General features: G+C 56.2%; 12 protein-coding genes and 1 other RNA gene. 11 read left to right on the plus strand and 2 right to left on the minus strand.

The window, feature by feature from the left end; translation table 11 throughout:
- The first annotated feature begins 144 nt into the window (after positions 1 to 144).
- The 5 genes from ssrA to ACILSO_RS25645 all read left to right on the plus strand — a co-directional run bounded on the left by ssrA (position 145) and on the right by ACILSO_RS25645 (position 5,433).
- Positions 145 to 496, plus strand: a transfer-messenger RNA (tmRNA) gene (gene ssrA, locus ACILSO_RS25625).
- Between the two features lie 523 nt (positions 497 to 1,019).
- Complete coding sequence (locus ACILSO_RS25630) at positions 1,020 to 2,804, plus strand: hypothetical protein (protein WP_395740326.1); 1,785 nt, start codon at positions 1,020 to 1,022, stop codon at positions 2,802 to 2,804.
- A 90-nt stretch (positions 2,805 to 2,894) separates the two neighbouring features.
- Positions 2,895 to 3,245: a hypothetical protein gene (locus ACILSO_RS25635; RefSeq protein ID WP_395740327.1), complete on the plus strand. Its 351-nt coding sequence runs from the start codon at positions 2,895 to 2,897 to the stop codon at positions 3,243 to 3,245.
- On the plus strand, positions 3,242 to 4,228 hold the full coding sequence (locus tag ACILSO_RS25640) for a hypothetical protein (protein WP_395740328.1): 987 nt from the start codon (positions 3,242 to 3,244) through the stop codon (positions 4,226 to 4,228). Before ACILSO_RS25635 ends, ACILSO_RS25640 begins: the two co-directional genes overlap by 4 nt.
- The gene (locus ACILSO_RS25645) at positions 4,225 to 5,433 is read left to right on the plus strand and encodes an AAA family ATPase (RefSeq protein WP_395740329.1); all 1,209 of its coding nucleotides are present in this window, start codon (positions 4,225 to 4,227) and stop codon (positions 5,431 to 5,433) included. Before ACILSO_RS25640 ends, ACILSO_RS25645 begins: the two co-directional genes overlap by 4 nt.
- 34 nt (positions 5,434 to 5,467) lie before the next feature.
- On the opposite strand, the gene ACILSO_RS25650 is transcribed toward ACILSO_RS25645, so the two are convergent.
- Entirely contained in the window at positions 5,468 to 5,818 is a 351-nt protein-coding gene (locus tag ACILSO_RS25650) for a hypothetical protein (protein ID WP_395740330.1), read from the minus strand.
- A gap of 260 nt (positions 5,819 to 6,078) precedes the next feature.
- Between ACILSO_RS25650 and ACILSO_RS25655 the strand changes: the two genes are divergently transcribed.
- From ACILSO_RS25655 to ACILSO_RS25680, 6 genes are all read left to right on the plus strand, one after another.
- Complete coding sequence (locus tag ACILSO_RS25655) at positions 6,079 to 9,654, plus strand: helicase-related protein (protein ID WP_395740331.1); 3,576 nt, start codon at positions 6,079 to 6,081, stop codon at positions 9,652 to 9,654.
- A complete protein-coding gene (locus ACILSO_RS25660; RefSeq protein WP_395740332.1) occupies positions 9,651 to 11,000 on the plus strand; it encodes an AAA family ATPase in 1,350 nt (449 codons plus the stop codon). Before ACILSO_RS25655 ends, ACILSO_RS25660 begins: the two co-directional genes overlap by 4 nt.
- Positions 10,997 to 11,776 (plus strand): retron system putative HNH endonuclease, encoded by a 780-nt coding sequence (locus ACILSO_RS25665; protein WP_395740333.1) that lies wholly within the window; start codon positions 10,997 to 10,999, stop codon positions 11,774 to 11,776. The genes ACILSO_RS25660 and ACILSO_RS25665 overlap by 4 nt, the downstream gene beginning before the upstream one ends.
- Positions 11,777 to 14,794: a DUF1156 domain-containing protein gene (locus tag ACILSO_RS25670; protein WP_395740334.1), complete on the plus strand. Its 3,018-nt coding sequence runs from the start codon at positions 11,777 to 11,779 to the stop codon at positions 14,792 to 14,794.
- Between the two features lie 21 nt (positions 14,795 to 14,815).
- Positions 14,816 to 18,184, plus strand: a complete 3,369-nt coding sequence (locus ACILSO_RS25675; protein WP_395740335.1) for a Swt1 family HEPN domain-containing protein — start codon at positions 14,816 to 14,818, stop codon at positions 18,182 to 18,184.
- A 126-nt stretch (positions 18,185 to 18,310) separates the two neighbouring features.
- Entirely contained in the window at positions 18,311 to 18,967 is a 657-nt protein-coding gene (locus tag ACILSO_RS25680) for a recombinase family protein (RefSeq protein WP_395740336.1), read from the plus strand.
- A 751-nt stretch (positions 18,968 to 19,718) separates the two neighbouring features.
- On the opposite strand, the gene ACILSO_RS25685 is transcribed toward ACILSO_RS25680, so the two are convergent.
- Positions 19,719 to 20,420: a tyrosine-type recombinase/integrase gene (locus ACILSO_RS25685; RefSeq protein WP_395740337.1), complete on the minus strand. Its 702-nt coding sequence runs from the start codon at positions 20,418 to 20,420 to the stop codon at positions 19,719 to 19,721.
- Positions 20,421 to 20,789 lie beyond the last annotated feature (369 nt).

Below are 20,789 nucleotides of genomic sequence, written 5' to 3' on the forward strand. Positions count from 1 at the left end.
ATTCGCTCTCCTCATCCGGTCCCTTCGGCGCCTGGCCCCATGTTCTAGCCTGCCCCATTGCGTCTCCTTCGGCGTATCCTGCCTCGCTCCACTCCCCCCTTGCAATCCCGCCGGCATGTACTATCTTCCCTTCCACTCCAAAACGGGGGCGTACTGGTTTCGACGGGTCGTCTTAGTTCGGAGCTGCATGCCGAGGATGATTCGTTGGCCTCGTTAAACACCGGATCAAAAACATAAATGCAAACTCTAACGAGCTAGCACTCGCAGCTTAAGCACTGCGACATCCTTCAGGCAATGTCTGGTAGCCTGAGCGATGCCACTACCAGGCTGGTTTGGCGGCCGGGCGACCGGGTCACAAACGAGACTAAACAGGACGCTGGGTGAAGAGTAGGCTGTCTCAAGCCGCCTCCCACCGAGACCAAAGATGAGACTGAGCATGGAGACGCTACGGGCAACGGTGATTCGGACAGGGGTTCAATTCCCCTCGCCTCCACTTCTTTGAAGTTCAAAGAAGTAACTTTGAAATATGGGCAAAGTAAGACAAGAAGTAAGACAATGCCGCCGATAACTTTGATAGGGGGGGAGGGGGTGAGCAAGGCAGGTGAGGCGAGGCCTCATTATCCATTCTTGGGAGGGAAAAATTTTTGCATTGGCCGCGCCTGATCCGAGTGAGACGAGCCGGAAGAAGAGAGAGAACACTCTCTTTCTTTCTCTGATCCCGCCCGAGGCTGGTTTTCTTCTTTCCAAGCACCCTCCTGAGAATTCGCGATGGATGGAAGCGGGCCTTCGACAACTGGGCAACTCAGGTTCGTGGAGGGCTTTCGCCTACGTCTTGCCAGCACCCAGTCATCGTCGGCTTGGCTAAGGATAGCTGAAATCGCGGTAAAGAGCAATCCCGCTCAGAAAGAGTCTCCCCGCCTTCTTGGAGCTCATGCCGCCCGTCTTTCCAATCTTCCCGCGCCCGCGCTGGATGCCGTGTAAAGTGGTTGCCATCGCCAGAGCGGTGAGAATGTTCGCCCATGACGTCAATGCTTGAGAGAATGGTGGGCAGCGAGGCGGAGGAGATTGCCAACGCGAGATTTGAGGCGTGGATGGTTCTCGAGCGGAACAATCAGCAGCGGTACATTGAGGAAGATGTTGCCGACATTAACCGTGAACGGGAACGCCTGAACGCACTGCCGAAAAGCGAAAAGGATGAGTTCAACCAGGAACGAATCAAGGCGGGCAAGAAGCCGGTTTCTTGGCCGCTCAAGCGTCTTGCTGCTCCAGCATGGAAAGATTCCATGCTGTCAGCTAGTCGGGTCGAAATAGCCCGCAAAGCCTGCAAGATGACCAGGGAGGAGAAGAAAGCCTTGGGCATTGAGTTTGGCAGCAAATGCAGTGCAATGAGCAGTGAAGAGTTTCAGGATGTGCAACATGCTCTTGGAGCCTGGGAGAATGGAGAAGAGAAGAGAGATTTGCATGCCCGCCTTGAAGCCGCGAAACAAAAAGCGCTGGAGATCATAGCCAAGCGCAAGGTGGCTGCCGATTCCAAGAGAGTGAGCTTTGCTGATTGCTTTCGCTTTTTTGGGCCGGAAGGGGGCGGCTTTCATGGTGGCAGCCAGTGGAGGCCGGAATTGTGGGACAAACTCACGGACAAGCAGCGGGAGCCTATTCGCCAGCAGTGGGAGAGAGCCGAAAGATTACTGCCGGTTTATTACGAGTATGCCCGGCAGTCCGTGACGCTGCTGCAACTTGCTGTGATGCATGAGACTATAAAGCAGGAGATGCCGGAAAAGATGCGCATCCCCAAGCGCATTAGCAGCAAGCCCCGGCTTGGAGGTTGTGCCATGCACCCATTAGAGTTTACGACACGAAGAAAAATTAAAGAACTGCATGGGAGAATCGGAGGCTATGCGGAGGCAGTCATTCAAAGCCTTGGCAAATTTCTGGTGGAAGATGCTCCCTATCCTCTCATCCCGCTGCATGAACGCAAATGGGCTGCGTCTTTTGCCATGAGCTGCAATGAATCTCATTGCTACACGGGGCCAATGCTTACGGATGCCGGGCCGGTGCTTGATCCTTGGGTGATAGGACAGGTGGTGCGCGATAGAGTGAGGCTGGCAAAAAACGAAGAAGCGACCAAGACAGAAAACATTCCTTATCGAGTCATCATTGCCAAGGAGGAGTACGGAAAAACGATAGGTCATGAGGATGTCATCAGCTTTGACAAAGCGCTGCATGCGACCACGAGCGATCAAGAAGCGATGAACACGCGGACGAAGCAGAGAGGACATTTCCGCGCACTGGACAACGAAGGGGGTGAGGTCCTGGCTTTGAAAGTTGTCTGGAAGGACACGCGGGACAGCGAGCTTGCAGAAGCATTCCTGCAACTCTTGAAGAGACTGCGACCGCGCAAATCAAAAAAGGGGGACTATTATCGTGCATTGCCAGAAGCCGAATGGCCCGAACGTCCCGCGAAACAGAAGCAGGGCAGCAAGTGGCAGACAGAAGCCATGGCCGCTTTGAATGCCTTGATTGATCTTCAAAAAAAGCAGACGGCAAAGAATGCGCTCCATGCTGCACAAAAGGAAGGGAAACGGCTCAAACGAGAATTGAAAAAGGGCGGGTGGACAGCGAAGGAGCAGGTGGCCATTGAGGCGAAGATTCGAGGGATGTCAGCCATGGAGATAGCGGCGGGGAAAAAGGCCAAGGCTCAAGACCTTTCAGGTGCGAAGCTCGCAAGGATCACAGCCTGCTTTAAGAAGATCGTTGGCGATGATGAAACGCCATGGTGGAAAAAATCGTCTGCGAAATCAAAATGATTTCGAGAACAAATGCCGAGGCCTCGCGTGCTGTGAAAAGTTATCCACGGCTATAAATGAGTGTCCGCAATCTCCAAAGAGATCACGGACATGAACACAACATCACGCCAACATCAATCATCCACGGCAGCCAGGGGCGGACTGTCGGGCATCAAGACGGGCCGCCCATCGGTGGCGGGGAATCTGCCACACGGGATGGAGCAGCGCTTTGAGCCTGCACCCATTCATGAGGCGGAGTTTCTGCGCCTCCCCTCTCCCAAGGGGCGCTGCCGGTTCACAGGGCTGAGCCGTTCGGGGCTGGTATCTGCGGCCAAGGCTGCGGGGGCGTTCATCTCTGCCAGACTGCCGGGGCGGGTGCGCGGCGCGGTGCTCATTGACAAAGAAAAGCTCACCGCCTTTCTGCGCGGCAAGGCAGGCCATGGAGAGGAGACGCAGCCATGAGCACGGCGGGCTTGATTCGGGAGCTGAAAGCGCGGCTGCGCATTGATGAGGCATGGCGGCTGCTTCATCTTCCAGGGGAGGCGGGCCGGTGCTGCAAGTCACCCTTCAGACCGGAGGAGAGGCACGCCAGCTTTTCCGTGTATGCGGAAGGCACGCGGGCCAAAGATCACGCAACGGGGGAGACCTTTGATGTGGTGGACTTCATCAAAAAGGCGCTGGATTGCGATACAGCGGGCGCTGTGCGGTGGATGCGTGAGCAGGCAGGGGCAGGGCGTGAGGCCACGCCTCAAGCGCCTAAAAGGCAGGCTGAGCGCAAAGCGAGGCCATGGCCGCCGATGCTACGCGGCAATGCGCAGGAACTGGACGCGCTGGCAAAGCTGCGCACGCTGTCATTGCCTGCGGTGCGGCTGGCTGACGAGCGGGGCTTTCTGCACTTTGGGCAGCAATGGGGCCGGGCGTTCTGGTGCATCACCGATGCAGCGCGGCGCGGTGCTGAGTTGCGGCGCATGGATGGCGAGCTGTGGCCGGGCTTTGGCGAAGTGCCTGCACGGAAGGCGCATTGCTACGGTGACAAGACGTGGCCGGTGGGATTGATGGAGGCGGAGAGCTTCCCGAATCTGCTCTTTGTGGAAGGCGTGGGAGATTTCCTGGCGGCGCATGCGGTGATTGATGGCGAGGGACGGGCGGCAGATGTGGCGGCGCTGTGCTGTATGGGCGCTGCGGTTCAATTGTTGCCCGAGGTGGCGGCGCGTCTGACGGGCAAGCGCGTACGGATCATTCCGCAAATGGACGAGCCAGGTCAGCGGGCGGCGCTGTCATGGGCGCGGAGTCTGCGGAATGCTGGAGCCAAGGTGGACGGCTTTTCCCTGGCTGGCATTCGGGATGCAGCAGGGGAGAGCATCAAAGATCTAGGAGACCTGTTCGCAAAGGCGAGTGCGGAGAGCATTCGTGCCCACCCCGAGCTTTTGGAGGTGTGCCCATGAGTACGACTCCCAAACCAGGAGCAAAGGCCGGAATTTATGAACTGCCTGCCGATGAAGCAAAACCGACCGGGCATTCCATCCAGTCTGATGGCCGTAGGCAAGACTGGAATGGAAAGAATCCAGCGGCAGAAGGCGGAAAGAAAGTGGCTATCGAGTGGCTGACTCCCAAAGACATTTTCCAGTTCAAGCCACCCGCTGATTATCACATCGTGGGAGATAATTTCATTTTCCGTGGAGGCATGGCGATAATTGCGGGCGCGGCTGGTGCGGGTAAAAGCCGTGCCATGACGTGGCTGGCGCTGTGCGGCGCATTCCAGACGCCTTGGTTTGGCATGAAGGTTCACCGACCTTTTCGCACGATGCTCCTTCAAGCTGAGAATGATGAGGTGCGCCTGCAAGACGAGCTGCGAGGGGCTGGGGTCAAATGGGAGGACATCCAAGACTATGTGCGAATCACGCGAATACCGCGCTTTGGCATGGACTTGTCAGACAAGGATTTCCAGGATCAGCTTCGCAGAGACATTGCAGAATTTAAGCCTGATGTTTTTGGGGTTGATCCATGGAACCGCTGTGTTTCTGACGGCATGCAGAAGGATTACCGCTCTGCGATTGACGGGCTTTACTCCATCTTTCCTGAAAGGATCGAAGAACAGCCGTGCCTTGTGATTGGCAGCCACACACGCAAGCCCAAGGAGAACGAGCGAGCGAACGGACGCGAGCTTTTGAACCTCATCAGCGGGAGCCTGATTCTGGGAAGTGCCGCGAGGGCAGCCATCTTTCTCCAATGCGTGACACGGGACGAGAGTGACTTGCGCATCGTGGCGACGGTAGCGAAGTGCAACAATGGCCTTATGCCAACGAGCACTGCCTGGCAACGTGCCAACGGCCCATTCAAGCCGCTGCCTGATTTCGACATTGAGGCGTGGAAGGAAACCACTGGCAGCAGTAGCGGGGCGGGCGGACACAACGAAAAAATTTCAGAGCAGCACCTGCTTGAACTTTTTGAGCATGGCCGGGTTCATCATTCCAAGGGCGAAGCGGTGCGGCGGCTGATGGTGCTTACGGGGGCACAGAACAAGGCCTGTTATGCGGCGCTGTCTGCCACGGGGCGTTTTGCCCACATGCTCAAGATCGAGGGGAAAGAGATCGGGCTGGATACGGAGCTTTGGCCGGTGGAGGAAGGGCAAGGCCATGACCGGGAATGAAAGCCCCTTGATGACTCTGCAAGCGGGTGGTTCTTTATTCACCCCGCATCTCTTTTTGGAAACGAGCCAGACTGCTTTCAGCCCATGCCGGTGGATTGTTCGGCGCTTTTTGGAGTGCCCGAATCGCTAACAGATACTCGTTTCGTTTAGCCTGCCAGTTTCGCTCTCGCTCCTCCAGCTCCTCCTCGGGCATGTCGTCTCTTCTCTGGAGACCCTCGATGACCATCGCTGTCATGTAATCTCCAAATTGCGCAGCGGACATTTTGCGTCTGATTGCCTCTTCGGCCTCATGTGTTAGCGGCGGCAAGTTCGGCGGAGAGGCCTCCTCAAGAGGGGCGTCCTTTCTTCCCGTGAAAAGCGACGTTGCTCGTTTGAGTTTGCGCATGAGCAGGGCTGACGTTTTGCCAGCAAACTGCATGTGGGACGCACTGCCAGATGTAGGTTTTCCAGCGTTCTTAGGCAAGCCGGGTAAGCTCATGGTGTTTTTTTCATGCACCCTCTCCGCTGTCGCGTCAATGGGACGTGTTTGTGGCACCGGCAAGAGGCAGTTGGCTTTTTGCGCTCTGCGCTTGTCGAGTGCTGTGGGAGCGTCTTTACTGGACTTCCACGCCTTAACTAGGCCGAATATTCGGCCTCGCGCCTCCCATGTCACGACTTGAAGACCTAAAACCAACAGCCACCGTTCGAGGAATTCTGCCCAGCAGCCTCGTGACGGTGGTTCAGACCGTGTGGTTCGGGTCGGAAGCGTTGGAGCTGACCTACAAAGATTCCTTGGGCAAAGTTGCCAATGAGCTCCTTTACCGACACGACGAGTCTCGAATTGAGGTTGTGGATATTGGGCGTCCGTGGGCTTTTGATGGGGATGGGGCGACATTCAGACTGGTATCCGAAGCACATCGTATCCGGCTTGCGCACCTGTTTGACCCAGTTCTGGCGGTTCATTCCTCGGTGGTTGAACCGTTGCCGCATCAAATCACCGCAGTGTATGAGCACATGCTGCCACGACAACCTCTGCGTTTTCTGCTGGCGGATGACCCCGGCGCGGGTAAGACCATCATGGCAGGCCTCCTCATCAAGGAGCTGATCGCCCGAGGCGACTTGGTGCGATGTTTGATCGTTTGTCCTGGTAGCTTGGCGGAGCAATGGCAGGACGAGCTTTATCGTCGCTTCCACCTGCCTTTTGAGATTCTGACCAACGACAAGTTGGAAGCGGCGCGTACTGGCAATTGGTTCTTGGAAAATAATCTTGTCATTGCCCGTCTCGACAAGCTGAGCCGCAATGAAGATGTGCAGGCCAAGCTCTCCGCCCCGGACGCACGTTGGGATTTGATTGTTTGCGACGAGGCCCACAAGATGTCTGCAACGTTTTTTGGTGGTGAAGTCAAATACACCAAGAGGCATAAACTGGGGCAGCTACTCTCGACTCTCACCCGACATTTCCTTTTGATGACGGCTACGCCTCACAATGGCAAAGAGGAGGATTTTCAGCTCTTCATGTCATTGATTGATGGGGACCGTTTTGAAGGAAAGTTTCGCGATGGAGTGCATGCCCAGGACGTTTCCGACCTTATGCGGCGCATGGTCAAGGAGAGCCTGCTCAAGTTTGACGCTACACCGTTGTTCCCAGAGCGACGTGCGTACACTGTGCCTTACAAGCTCTCGGATGCCGAGGCGAAGCTCTACAAGGATGTAACAGACTATGTGCGCACCGAGTTCAACCGCGCCGAATCGCTGCAAAACGGCAAGCGCGCTGGCACCGTCGGCTTTGCTCTCACCATTCTTCAACGTCGCCTAGCCTCGTCGCCTGAAGCAATTTATCAGTCGCTTCGCCGTCGCCGTGAACGTCTGGAATCCAGACTGCGCGAGCTTGAACTGCTTCAACGTGGCCGCGAAATGTCCACGGGCGATCTTGAGCCTACGCTTGTGCTCGATGGTGAAGATATTGAAGACATTGAAGACACGCCAGATGGAGAGACGGAGGTCACAGAGGAAGAGGTGCTCGACCAAGCCACCGCAGCCAGCAGCATTCTTGAGTTCCGCGCTGAAATCGAAATCCTTCGACACCTTGAGGGGCTTGCCATGGAGGTGCGCCGCAGCGGAGAAGACCGGAAATGGTCCGAGTTGTCCCATCTGTTAGGCGAAATTTTCACACCAGCCGCTTTGGCAAACCGACTCGCCGAAGATGCACCGGCCTATGGGGCCAGGCTGGGAGATAAATCGACACGTCAAAAACTCGTCATCTTCACCGAACATCGGGACACATTGAATTATCTCGCTGAACGCATAGGCAGGTTGCTCGGGAACCATGATGCTGTTGTCAGCATTCATGGTGGTGTTGGGCGGGAAGATCGCCTCAAAGCGCAGGAGGCCTTTCGTCATGACCCCGAGGTTAAAGTTCTCATTGCCACGGATGCGGCTGGTGAAGGCATCAACCTTCAGCGTGCTCATCTTATGGTGAACTACGACCTGCCTTGGAATCCCAATCGACTGGAACAGCGCTTTGGTCGTATCCATCGTATCGGCCAGACCGAGGTTTGCCATCTGTGGAACCTCGTGGCAGATGAAACGCGAGAAGGCGAAGTGTACCGTACATTGCTCGACAAGCTAGAGGAGGCTCGCAAAGCCCTTGGCGGACAGGTGTTTGATGTGTTGGGCCGTGTCATGTTCGAGGGCAAGCCCTTGCGTGAACTGATGATTGAAGCTGTGCGCTACGGCGAGCAGCCTGACGTTCGATCCCGACTGCATCATGTCGTTGCCGGGGCTTTCGACCGCACAAAGCTTCAGGATCTCGTGGAGGAGAACGCACTCGCGCATGATGCCATGGATGCCAGTCGCGTGCATCGCATTCGTGAGGACATGGAACGTGCTGACGCTCGTCGTCTTCAGCCTCACTACATTGAATCTTTCTTTCTCGAAGCGTTCCGACTTTTAGGGGGTAATGCACGTCAGCGGGAGACACGGCGGTATGAAGTTGCTCACGTGCCAGCACCCGTTCGGAACCGGGACCGCCTCATTGGAATTGGTGAGCCTGTCCTCAGCAGATACGAACGCATCGTGTTTGAGAAACCGCTGATTCAGCCACAGGGGCAGCCTCTTGCCGCCTTTGTGTGTCCGGGCCATCCATTGCTCGATGCCACCCTTGATCTCACTTTGGAACGCCATCGTGATTTGCTTCGCCGTGGAGCCATCTTGGTGGATGAAAACGACTCCGGCGATAAACCTCGTGTGCTTTTCTACATGGAGCACGCAATTCAGGACGCAGGCACCACTCGCACCGGCGAACGTCGCGTTATTTCGAAGCAGATGCTTTATGTTGAGATCGATTCTGCCGGAAATACGCGCCATCTCCATTACGCACCTTATCTCGACTACCGTCCTTTGCGCGATGACGAGCCTAAGGCCGACATATTGCTGGCAAGGCCCGAATGTGCATGGATCGGCACCGGTCTGGAGGACAAGGGACGCTCTCACGCCATTGCTACCGTTGTCCCAGAGCACCTGGCCGAGGTGCGCCAGCGCCGCGTTGCACTTATCAACAAAACCGAGGCCGCCGTAAAGGACCGCCTCACCAAGGAAATTAATTATTGGGATCACCGCGCCCAGGATCTCAAATTGCAGGAGCAGGCAGGCAAGCCCAATGCACGCCTGAACTCCAACGAGGCACAAAAACGAGCTGATCTGCTGCAAGGCCGACTGCAAAAGCGTCTGGAGGATTTGCAGCTCGAATCCCAGCTTTCCCCGCTGCCGCCCGTGATTCTCGGAGGACTTCTCGTGGTGCCGGTGGGACTGCTGCAAAAAATGGCTCCCACGGCAGAGTCACAAGGGGAAGGGACCCCCATCGATACGCAGGCTTCCGGAGCACGCGCAAGGCAGGTTATTATGGAATTGGAGCGTTCGCTTGGCTTTGAGCCGATTGACCGTGAGCTTGAAAAGCTCGGCTATGACATCGAGTCGAGCGTCCCCGGCACTGGCAAACTCCGGTTCATTGAGGTCAAAGGCCGTGTCACTGGTGCCGCCACGCTGACCGTCACCCGCAACGAAATCTTGTACTCTCTCAACAAGCCCGAGGACTTCATCCTCGCCATTGTAGAGTTTCTTTCGGACACCGAGCACCGTGTCCACTACGTGCGCCGCCCCTTCCAGCGGGAACCGGATTTTGGCGTGACGAGTGTGAATTATGACTTTAGTGAACTGTTAGCCAAAGGAGGCACTCCCACATGAGGCTGCATGAAATCCATCTCACCCATTTTCGCTGTTTCGAGTCACTTTCCATCAAGTTTGACCCGACACTGAATGTTCATGTCTTTGTTGGGGACAATGGCGCTGGCAAGTCAGCAATCCTCGATGCTATCGCACTGGGGCTTGCCCCGATAGCGCGCCGATTTAGCCAGATACCGGGTGGAAAGAGACGTGGCGTGCTGGACATCATGGAGAATTCACGGCATGCAAAACGTGCTATTGCTCTGTTTGACGACACTTCCCCGAAGCCTTTTTGCCACTTGCGCTTCAAAGGCATGCCCAACGGAAAAGTGGTCGAATGGGATGCCCATTTGTTGCGCGACAAGTCACGACGCACAAGGGGGGCGTTGCCCCCCTTGCTCGGCACCAAGCAGCTTCGTGAGGCGCTAGACGATGATGTGTTTCTCACAGCGGAGCGTACGGGGGGCACAGTGCCGGTGTTTGCCTACTACGGCACCAGCAGAGCCGTGATCGACATTCCTCAGCGGCATCGTAGCTTCCAAAGAGATTTCAGTCGCGAAGCTGCTCTCGGGAATGCACTAGATCCTGTCAGTCGTTTCAAGGATGCGTTTGGATGGTTTTTTGCCATGGAGCGAGACGAACTCGCCACTCAAAATAGAATGGAGAACCACAAGTTCAGACTTCCTGTGTTGGAGACGGTCAGGCGTGCCATTCTCTCGATGCTTCCAGAATTCACGGAGCCACGCATTACCACGCACCCGTTGCACTTTGAACTCAGTCGTAAAAATGCGGATGGTTCCGTAACCGATCTTTACGCCGAACAATTGAGCGATGGCTACCGCACGATGCTGGCTTTGGTCATGGATTTCGCCCGACGTTTAGCGCAGGCTAACCCTCAAATTTCTGACCCTCTTCAATCAGAGGCTTTGCTCTTGATTGATGAGGTGGACTTGCATCTGCATCCAGACTGGCAGCAGACCATCGTTCCGCAGTTGCAGCGAACTTTTCCAAAAACACAGATCATCCTCACGACCCATAGTCCCGCAGTGCTGACCTCCATTCATAGTCAGAGCATCCACGTTCTGAGGGATGGAGAACTGCACTCATCCCCAGGCGGTATTTACGGTGCAGAAAGCAAGCGGGCCTTGGAAAGGGTGATGAAAATTCCGAGCCGCCCACCAGAGACAGAAAACGAACGTGTGAGGGACCTCAATAAACTCTTTGAGCGAATCAATCAGGGGGATCTGGACGGTGCGAAAGCATTGGCGAAGAAACTCGACGCCGACTTCTCTGGCAACGAGCCCGCTGTGGACGAAGCCATGACCATAATCGAGAACCGCCTTTGGGAAAAGGAGGTTGGCCTGTGAAGCATGTGCCGAAGTCCCAGCCTGAACCGCAGTGTCTGAGCGGTTTTCGTCAGGCTCAGCCGGAGGCGACTTGGGAAGACTTCAAAGATACGGCTTGTTCCGAAACCGTGCTCGATAGGACTGTCACGGATCAGGGAGGTTTGTGTGCTTACTGCGAGCGCCTGCTGGATCAGAACGACCAGCAGATTGCCCACTTTCACCCAAAGTCGGATCGCCCTGAGCCGCCGAATCCTCCAGCGCCAGTCAACTGGGGACTGCACTGGCCGAATCTCTGGCTCGCCTGCAAGGGAGGTGATCAAGCGTGGATGCAAAACCCTGATGCTTATTTGAAGCCTGCATCTGAAAACCGGAGCTGTGATGTTGCCAAAGACGATCATGTTGTAGATGGGCAAGTGCTCGCCCCTGATCAAGTTCCGGCGTCTCCGCGTATCTTTGAATATCGTCAAAGCACAGACCGACTCGACATCATTCCTGACGAAGCAAATTGTGATCGCGCGGGCGTGTCCGTCGATTTGGCGGAAGCAACGGTGAACACCTTCAAGTTGAACTGCCGACGGCTCTCCGAAGCTCGGATGCGGGTTCACAAAGCCATCGAAAACCAGATCAAAAGTCTTCGTCAAAAATCGGCCGTGCCGGAAACGCTTTTTCCTTCGCTCGTCCATAGGCACCTCGCAAGGAACGCCAACGGAGAGTGGAAGCCGTTTTTTACCATGGTTCGCTGGCGCTTTGGCGCAACAGCGGAGGCTTGTCTCCAATCCATCAATTACCAAGGTTAAATGACATCTGTTCGCAAAAAGCTCATCGAAGTAGCCCTTCCTCTCGAAGCCATTAACAAGGCTTCAGCACGGGAGAAGTCCATCCGGCATGGGCATCCGAGCACGCTGCATCTTTGGTGGGCGAGACGGCCTTTGGCGGCGGCGCGGGCGGTGATCTTTGCACAGATGGTGGATGATCCATCGAGCTATGTTGATCAGCTCAAGGGCGATCCGAAGCTGAAGCGGAGGGCGGAGAGCCTTCTCAAGGTTCGGCACAAACTCTGGATGGAAGCGACAGCGACGCTGGAAAAAGCGAGTGCGGCAAGTATTAGTGCGCCGGAACCTGGACCGGAGCCGAACCTCGACGAAATCCTTGCCGAGGAAGAGAGGCAGCGGCTTTTCCGTATCATCGAAGAGCTGGTGCAGTGGGAAAGCACTACGAATGAGACAGTGCTTCAAAAGGCCCGTAATGAAATCTGGCAGTCGTGGCGGCGCGCCTGCGCGGACAACGCCGGGCACCCTCGCGTCAACGATCTGTTTGACCGGAACAAACTTCCCGCGTTTCACGACCCCTTCGCCGGTGGGGGGGCTCTGCCGCTGGAAGCGCAGCGGCTTGGGCTGGAGGCTCACGCCAGCGACCTGAATCCTGTGGCTGTGCTGATAAACAAAGCCATGATCGAAATTCCGCCCAAGTTCGCAGGCCGACCGCCGGTGAACCCGGAGTCACGCAAAGGCCAGCTCGTTACTAAGTCTTGGAGTGGAGCGCAAGGATTGGTTGAAGATGTTCGCTATTACGGCCAATGGATGCGAGACGAGGCAGTAAAACGTATTGGTCATCTTTATCCGAAGATAGAGATTACCGAAGCAGTGGCGGACCAGCGCAAAGATCTAAAGCCGATGGTCGGAAAAAAGCTCACCGTCATTGCGTGGCTTTGGGCGAGGACTGTGAAAAGCCCGAACCCGGCCTTTCGCAATGTGGATGTACCACTCTCATCCACTTTCATGTTGTCATCCAAAAAGGGAAAAGAAGCCTGGGTCGAGCCTGTGGTCGAAAATGGCACCTACCGATTTGTTGTGCATATGACCAAGCCAAAAGACGCCGAGCTTGTAAAAGCTGGTACTAAGCTTGCCCGTGGCGCGAACTTTCGCTGTGTCATGTCTGGTTCCCCCATTGATGGTGATTATATCAAATCCGAGGGAAAAGCTGGGCGAATTGGTGCACGCCTAATGGCTATCGTTGCCGAGGGGGGCGATGGTAAAGTTTATCTTTCGCCAACAGCAGCGCACGAGCGATCCGCAGAAAAAGCGGAACCATATTGGAAGCCCGAAAGCTCACTGCCCGACGACATGCGTTCTCACTGGACGCCTCCGTATGGAATTGCTACATACGCTGATTTATTCACTTCTCGACAGCTTTCAATGCTAACCACCTTTTCAGACTTGGCGGGTGAAGCGATGAAGCGTGTAGTTCATGATGCGACGAAAGGTGATTCTGCTGGAAACAGAGAATTTCTTCGGGATGGAGGTGGTGGAGCCTTCGCATACGCCGAGGCGGTTGCCGTTTATCTCGCTTTTGTCGTCAGCCGTCTGACCGATTTCAATTCGACTGTCTGTGGATGGATTCCTGTAGTGCAGGCTACGAGAAATACTTTTGCGCGGCAAGGAATACCCATGACGTGGGACTACGCAGAGTTAAACCCATTCAGCGATTGGCTTGCAAATTATAATGCTGCTTTGGAGAAAATCATTAAGCCCCAAGAGTTTGCGTTTCCAAGAAATCTGAGCTGTCAGCAGGGTAAGGCAATTCAAGCAGATTCCCAGACCCAAACACTCAGCAACGACAAAGTTATTTCAACTGATCCGCCTTATTATGACAACATAGGCTACGCTGATCTGTCGGATTTCTTTTACGTATGGCTTCGCCGCGTTCTGCGACCGGTTTTTCCCGAGCTGTTCGCAACATTGTCAGTGCCTAAAGCCGAAGAGCTTGTAGCTAATCCGTACCGCTGTGGCGGGAAGGACGAAGCGGAGGCATTCTTTCTCGATGGAATGACAAATGCCATGCATCGACTTGCATCCCAATCCCATCCCGTATTTCCCGTTACCATTTATTACGCATTTAAACAATCGGAAAGCGCTAGCGATTCTGGAACTGCGAGCACTGGATGGGAGACATTTTTGGACGCCGTAATACGTGCTGGTTTCAGTACAAACGGCACATGGCCTATGCGAACCGAACTCGGTAATCGCATGATAGGACAAGATGCAAACGCATTAGCATCCAGTATTGTGCTGGTCTGCCGTCGGCGATCAGCGGATGCGCCAACTGCGACCAGGCGGGAATTTGTAGCAGCGCTTCAGCGGGAATTGCCGGGAGCTTTGCGGCATCTGCAGGCTGGCAACATCGCCCCTGTGGATCTCGCACAGGCCGCCATCGGCCCAGGCATGGCTGTTTTCACTCGTTACTCCAGAGTGCTTGATGCGCAGGGGCGCGAACTATCTGTGCGCGAGGCGCTGGCGCTCATCAACGAGACTCTTGACACCGCGCTGGCCGAGCAGGAAGGCGATTTCGACGCTGACAGCCGCTGGGCACTGGCCTGGTTCGAGCAGAGCGGTTTTGCTGAAGGTGAGTTTGGCGTCGCAGAAGTGCTTTCAAAAGCTAAAGGAACGTCCGTCGCGGGCATGGTGGATGCGGGTATCGTGGTGTCAGCGCGTGGCAAAGTACGTCTGCTCAAGCCTGAAGAACTGCCTGCCGACTGGGACCCGGCTGCAGACAGCCGTCTCACGCACTGGGAGACGGTGCATCATCTCATCCGTGCTCTGAGCACTAGTGAAAGCGCGGCCGCTGGACTGGTGGCCAAGCTGGGCGCCAAAGCCGAAACGGCTCGTGAACTGGCCTATCGACTTTACACCCTCTGCGAGCGAAAGAAGCGTGCGCAGGAAGCTCTGGCCTACAATGCTCTAGTGCAAAGCTGGGGTGACGTGATGCGGATGGCTGAGGATGTGCCTGCGGTGCCGGTGCAAGGGGAACTGCTTTAATTTTTACTTTTCATCAAGATCATGCCTGTCACAAACCATGAGCGCGTCGGCAAAGGGCTGGAGCTTCTTCAGCGCGGCCTACAACCCTTCCTTGAACAAGAACTAGGCACTGCCTACGGCCCGAAATGGAAGGAGAAGGCAAACCAGCGTCTCTCGGACACGAAGCTGAAGTTTGGCCCAAAAGAGCTGGATGCTGCCGCAATGCTGGTAATCATGGATCGGGAGTGGAAAGACCTGTTTTCCGACCGACTGGGCAAGTCCCATCGCGCCATCGTGAACGAGGTTATTGATATTCGAAACCGCTGGGCGCATCAGGAAACTTTTTCCAATGACGATACAGACCGTGCCCTGGATAGCACGACCCGTCTCTTGCGGTCTATTGGGGCAGTGAAAGAGGCTGACACGGCAGACGAGATCAAACACGAACTGCGGCGAGCGACTTTCGACCGCAAAGTTTACAATGAACGCCGCAAAGAGGCCTACCAGCCCATTGAGGGGACTGCGCCAACGGGATTGAAGCCATGGCGTGAAGTGGTCACACCACACCCGGATGTGGCAAGCGGTAACTACCAGGAGGCAGAATTCGCCGCTGATTTGTGGCAAGTTTACAAAGGCAATGCGCCTGCGGAATACCGAGATCCAAGGGAGTTTTACCGTCGCACCTTCCTGACTGCCGGGCTGCGCGAGCTGATTGTGCGTGCGGTGCGCCGATGGAGAAAAGAGCCCGGCGGGGAGCCTGTGGTGGAACTGCAAACCACCTTTGGTGGCGGAAAGACGCACTCGATGCTGGCTCTTTATCATCTAGCCTCAGGCGCTCCGGCTATGGAACTCCCTGGCATGGAGAGCGTGATTGCCGAGGCTGGGGGCAGCCCGCCGCAGTCCATCAAACGGGCGATCCTGGTAGGAAATCAACTCACTCCGGGGCAGCCTGAGCGTAAAGAGAACGGAGTCCAGGTGCATACCCTCTGGGGGGAGATGGCGTACCAGCTCGGTGGCAAGAAAGCGTATGAGAAGATCCGGCTGGCTGACGAAACCGGCACCAATCCGGGCGATGCAATGGGCGTTGTCATCCGTGATGCCGCGCCATGTCTGATTCTTATCGACGAGTGGGTGGCCTACGCTCGTCAGCTCATGGATGAGCGCAAGCTGCCCGCAGGTGACTTCGAAACGCAGTTTACTTTTGCGCAGACCCTCAGCGAGCAGGTGAAGGCCATTCCAGGTGCCCTGTTGGTGGTCAGCATTCCCGCGTCATCCACCGGCGACGGAGTGTCGCCCTCCGAAGGGGTGAGCGATGAGGAGGTGGGGGGTAGTCGTGGTCGTGAGGCCGTGGCACGCCTTCGAAACGTGTTCCAGCGTGTCGCTTCGCAATGGCGACCCGCCAATGCTGAAGAGAGCTACGAGATTGTGCGCCGACGCTTGTTTGATGCGATCACAGACAAGGATGCCTTCATTCAGCGTGACCTAGTGGTAAGAGCTTTCACCGATCATTATGCCAAGCATCCAGGGGAGTTTCCCTCCGAGTGCCGGGACTCCGACTATATACGGAAAATGCAACTGGCCTATCCTGTGCATCCTGAAGTCTTCGAGAGGTTGTATCAAGACTGGTCGGGCCTCGTGCGCTTCCAGCGTACGCGCGGGGTGCTGCGACTGATGGCTTCGGTGATCCACGCTTTGTGGGAATCTGGAGATCAAGGACTCCTCATCCTGCCAGCGCATGTGCCTATAGGAACGCAGAAGATCGAAGGTGAGCTTACCCGCTATCTTCCTTCAGGGTGGACGACAGTCATCGAAAAGGACGTGGATGGCCCGGATGCCACGCCAAGAAAGATAGATGCAGACAAGTCCAATCTCGGACGCATTTCGGCTACGCGGCGCGTGGCACGCACGCTCTTTGTCGGTTCCGCACCCACTGCGGATGCTGCCAACCGGGGCATGGAAGATCGACGCATCAAGCTAGGATGCACGCTCCCTGGCGAATCCCCTGCGATCTTTGGCGATGCGCTGCGCTACCTCTCCCAGGCGGCTACCTACCTCTATCAGGACAGTGCCCGCTACTGGTATGCCACGCAGCCCACGGTGGCGAAACTGGCGGGCGACCGCGCCGAAGACCTGAAACGCCAGCGGGACAGGGTGGTGGAAGAGATCAAAGGCAGGGTGCGCGAAGAATTGAAAGCACCAAGAAACCGGGGAGATTTCAGCCGCGTTCACGCTTTCCCAGCCGCTGGAAATGATGTGGCTGATGAAGCCTCGGCTGCGCTTGTGATCCTTGGCCCTGAGACCGAGTGGTCAAAAGATGCCAACACGCCAGCGATTGCAGCCGCGCAGACGATTCTCCAATCGCGTGGCAATAGCCCAAGGCTGTTTCAGAATGCACTGGCATATCTCGCGCCAGAGCGTGCCCGTTTGGACGAGCTAGAACAGGCAGTGCGCAGCTATCTTGCGTGGGATTCCATTCTTTCGGATGCGGAAGGAGATCGCCCCGCACTGAATCTGGACAATTTCCAGCGCGCGCAGGCCACCTCTCAGCGCAAGATTGCTGACCAAACGGTGCAGAGTCGTATATCCGAGACTTTTACGATGGTGCTGGTGCCTTCCCAGGATCGGCCTGATTCACCTGTCAATTGGACGGCCCTCAGAGCTACGGGCAGCGACCCATTGGCAGTGAGAGCCTCCAAAAAGCTCAAGCCCGACCATTTGATAACGAGCTACGGTGCTGTTTCCCTGCGCATGGAACTGGACAAGACTCCTCTATGGCGGGGTAATCACGTGTCCATAAAGCAGCTCGTGGAAGATTTCGCGCGCTACGCGTATCTGCCGCGTCTAAGCGACCCTAGCGTGCTCGTGATGGCCACCCGTGAGGGGTTGGGTTTGCTCACCTGGCAGAGGGAGACATTCGCTTTTGCCGAAGGCTACGACGAAGCCTCGGGCCGCTATCTTGGCCTGCGAGGTGGGCAAAATGTCGCTGTGTCTGAGGACAGCCCGTTTGGATTGTTGGTGAAGCCGGACATTGCGTGGAAGCAGATGGAAGAGGAAAGGCCGACCGTGTTGCCGACACCTGCTCCAGATCCTTCGAGCAATGTGTCACCGTCTATTCCAAGCTCTACCAATACAAGCGGCACGACAACGGAACCGCCCAAGCCAGCCGCTGCCCCCAAGCCGAAGCGATTCCATGGCACAGTTGTTTTGGACTCGCAGCGTGTTGGACGAGATGCTGGGAAAATTGCCGAGGAGGTGATTGCACATCTTGCCAGTCTTGTTGGTTCAGAGGTGACTGTGCGTCTCGATATTGAGGCGTCTCTGCCATCGGGTGTTCCAGACCATGTGGTGCGCACCGTCACCGAAAATGCTCGCACCTTAAAGTTCACAAGCCAGGGATTCGAGAGCGATTGAACCCAAGTGTATTCAAATAATCATTCCGCTAAAAATGTGCGGAGTTCCCTAGTGCGGTGGAAAACTCGAAGCTCGAAATGGGTGTATTCAAAAAATCATTCGATTAAATGAATACATGGCGAATTGATGAACAATCACAGAAGAACACGCCTTGAAAACATTCCTGCCGCCATCCTCGTTCGCGTCTCCACCAACAAGCAGGAGACGCAGCGCCAGAAGCATGAACTTAGCGCTGTGCCGGAGGCTAAGGGCTGGGAGATGGTGGAAGTCTGCGAGGAAACGGTTTCAGGCAGTGCGGACAGAGACGAGCGCCCTGGGCTGGCGAGGATCGAGGAGTTGGCGCGGGCGGGCAAAATCAAGAAGGTGCTGGTGCATGAGATTTCCCGCGTAGCACGCAGGCCAAGCGTGGCGCGTTCCTTTGTGGAGAGTTTGGAGCAGTGCGGCGTCTCGGTCTACTGGCACGCTCACAGCATTGAAACCCTGATGGCGAGCGGGAAGCGCAATCCGGCTGCGGCCATCATGCTGGCCTTGCTGGCGGAGATGACACGGGCCGAAAAGGAAACGCTGGTGGAGCGCATCAAGAGCGGTCTGGACGAAGCACGGCGCAAGGGCGTGAAGCTGGGCAGGCCGGAGGGGACGACATTGGAGGCCAAGGAACTGGTGGCAAAGCACCCCGACATTGCCCGCGCCCTCAAAGCAGGCCAAAGCGTGCGGAATGCGGCCAAGATCACAGGGAAGGGGGCCAGCACGGTGCAACCGGTGAAGGCGGCGCTGGCTGCGTGAGGTGCGCCATACTACAAATCTTCGTCGGGGCATTCCAGCAAGCGGGACGCCTTTTGCTCCTCAGAAAGCAGGCCGCTGATGAACAGTTCTGGCGGCGCTGGATAGCATTCTTTGTCCAGCGGATAGCTCACATGGGGAATGTATCCTGGCTTGTGGGCTGTGCGCTCGGCCTGTGGCAAAGGTGGAGTGGGTGCTGCGCTGGACATCGCTTGGCAGGCTACTGGATTCGACTTCGCGTTACAACTCCCCACTGAATCAAGGCGTGAGGGGGGATTTTCTGAGCGGCGGGCGGGGAGGATTGGAAAGAATCATTCATCCCATGGCCGGGAAGTGGTGAAGGTGGCGGATCTTCTGTTGTGATTCTCCGGCCATCGGCCAACACGAGTATAGCTTCTGCCTCAAGCCCATCCTCCAGAGGCTCCGATAGGATAGTCAATTCCGCGAGTTCGGCAGAGGTTAAATTAGCTGGAATGGCAGGCAGCCCCATAGTTCAATGGTGCATCCTCTAGCATGGTTTTCAAAACATAATCACCAAACTCGGAACGCTCTTCGCTGCGATGTGAACGGCTGTAGTATCGAAAAGTAGGAACGGTAGCTGGGGCGATACGAGAGTTCAGGCAAGAGCAGCGGGCTATCACACCTGGGAAAAAGGCCTTCTCGCTGTGGAGCACTTTTAGCAGGGGGGCTTGCCGCTGCAGCCCTTCCTGGAGTGGGTTTTTGAGCGGGAAAAAGCTGCTATTGTCGGCGCAGGTCACAGCATGGGAAAAGCGGCGGCAGCCTTCGTCAGTGACTCCTCGCCAACGCTGGTGCACAACTCGGAAATCTGCGCTGACTCGTGGCCAATGAGCTTTTGCACGACTGCGCCAGGAGTGCCCGCCTCCTTCAAGAATGTGACGGCTGAATGCCTCAAGCTGTGAAACGATAACTTTTTATAATCATGGCGACCGCCGCGACCTTCGCCGGTAGTGGCACGATGTGCCTTCTTCTCACGCAGGCCAGCGAGCGCCAGCAGGTCGGCGAACTGGTTGGAGAGTGTGCCGCTCTTGCCGTTTTTCTCCACAAGGGCGCAGGCGCGTGGATGCAGTGGCGCGAGATCGGGCCGCGCATCAGGCGCGGGGAGAGTCTCGATATGCTCGCGAAGCGGCTGGGCCATGGGGATGAGACGCACCGCGCCCGTCTTTTGCGTGACAAGGCGAATCTGCCCCTTGTCGAGATCGACGTTTGCCCAAGTCAGTCGGGCAATATCACCGATGCGCTGGCCGGTGTAGAGGCCAAAGAGGATCATGGAGCGCCACTCTGTATCAGCCACGGAGAGCACGGCGCGAAATTGTTCGAGGGCGAACGGACGGCGGCGCTTTTTGTCGGCCTGCTTCTCGCAGATTGTCTCCACAAACTCGGCGGGATTGTCCCCGATGAAGCCGTTCCGTTTGGCTGCACGGAAAAGCATCTTCATGACCTTGAGGTGGTGATTTGCAGCCTTGGCCGAAAGGCGTTTAAGAAGCGCATTCCTGAACGAGACAAGGTGCTCCTTCGTGAGCATGGAAAGCTCATCGTCTGCGAGCGGGCCGAGGTGCTTCAAAAGCTGGCTGGTGATGTTTTCGTAGAAGACTTGGGTGGCCTTGGAGGTGCCTTTCTTCTTTCTGGTTTGGGGCGATTAATTACGGCTCGCCGGAGCAGGAGGGCCTGTCACTTTCGTATCACTCAAAGTCCCTTTTGCGGAAAAATGCACAATTAGCGTCTCATTCGCGGAATTCGGGGTCTGCGCGGTGTCCGGCCTTGGTCTGGCCGCTGCTCAGGGATGTGGCGCTCAGTCCACCTCCGT

Origin of the sequence: Prosthecobacter sp. (assembly GCF_044226605.1) — a bacterium.
Classification (GTDB): Bacteria; Verrucomicrobiota; Verrucomicrobiia; order Verrucomicrobiales; family Verrucomicrobiaceae; genus Prosthecobacter.

What these genes read in the sequence shown, in the direction of transcription:
- ACILSO_RS25630 (WP_395740326.1), top strand. Translation starts at nt 1,020, where the DNA reads ATGACGTCAATGCTTGAGAGAATGGTGGGCAGCGAGGCGGAGGAGATT.
- ACILSO_RS25635 (WP_395740327.1), top strand. Translation starts at nt 2,895, where the DNA reads ATGAACACAACATCACGCCAACATCAATCATCCACGGCAGCCAGGGGC.
- ACILSO_RS25640 (WP_395740328.1), top strand. Translation starts at nt 3,242, where the DNA reads ATGAGCACGGCGGGCTTGATTCGGGAGCTGAAAGCGCGGCTGCGCATT.
- ACILSO_RS25645 (WP_395740329.1), top strand. Translation starts at nt 4,225, where the DNA reads ATGAGTACGACTCCCAAACCAGGAGCAAAGGCCGGAATTTATGAACTG.
- ACILSO_RS25650 (WP_395740330.1), bottom strand. Translation starts at nt 5,818, where the DNA reads ATGCGCAAACTCAAACGAGCAACGTCGCTTTTCACGGGAAGAAAGGAC.
- ACILSO_RS25655 (WP_395740331.1), top strand. Translation starts at nt 6,079, where the DNA reads ATGTCACGACTTGAAGACCTAAAACCAACAGCCACCGTTCGAGGAATT.
- ACILSO_RS25660 (WP_395740332.1), top strand. Translation starts at nt 9,651, where the DNA reads ATGAGGCTGCATGAAATCCATCTCACCCATTTTCGCTGTTTCGAGTCA.
- ACILSO_RS25670 (WP_395740334.1), top strand. Translation starts at nt 11,777, where the DNA reads ATGACATCTGTTCGCAAAAAGCTCATCGAAGTAGCCCTTCCTCTCGAA.
- ACILSO_RS25675 (WP_395740335.1), top strand. Translation starts at nt 14,816, where the DNA reads ATGCCTGTCACAAACCATGAGCGCGTCGGCAAAGGGCTGGAGCTTCTT.
- ACILSO_RS25680 (WP_395740336.1), top strand. Translation starts at nt 18,311, where the DNA reads ATGAACAATCACAGAAGAACACGCCTTGAAAACATTCCTGCCGCCATC.
- ACILSO_RS25685 (WP_395740337.1), bottom strand. Translation starts at nt 20,420, where the DNA reads ATGAAGATGCTTTTCCGTGCAGCCAAACGGAACGGCTTCATCGGGGAC.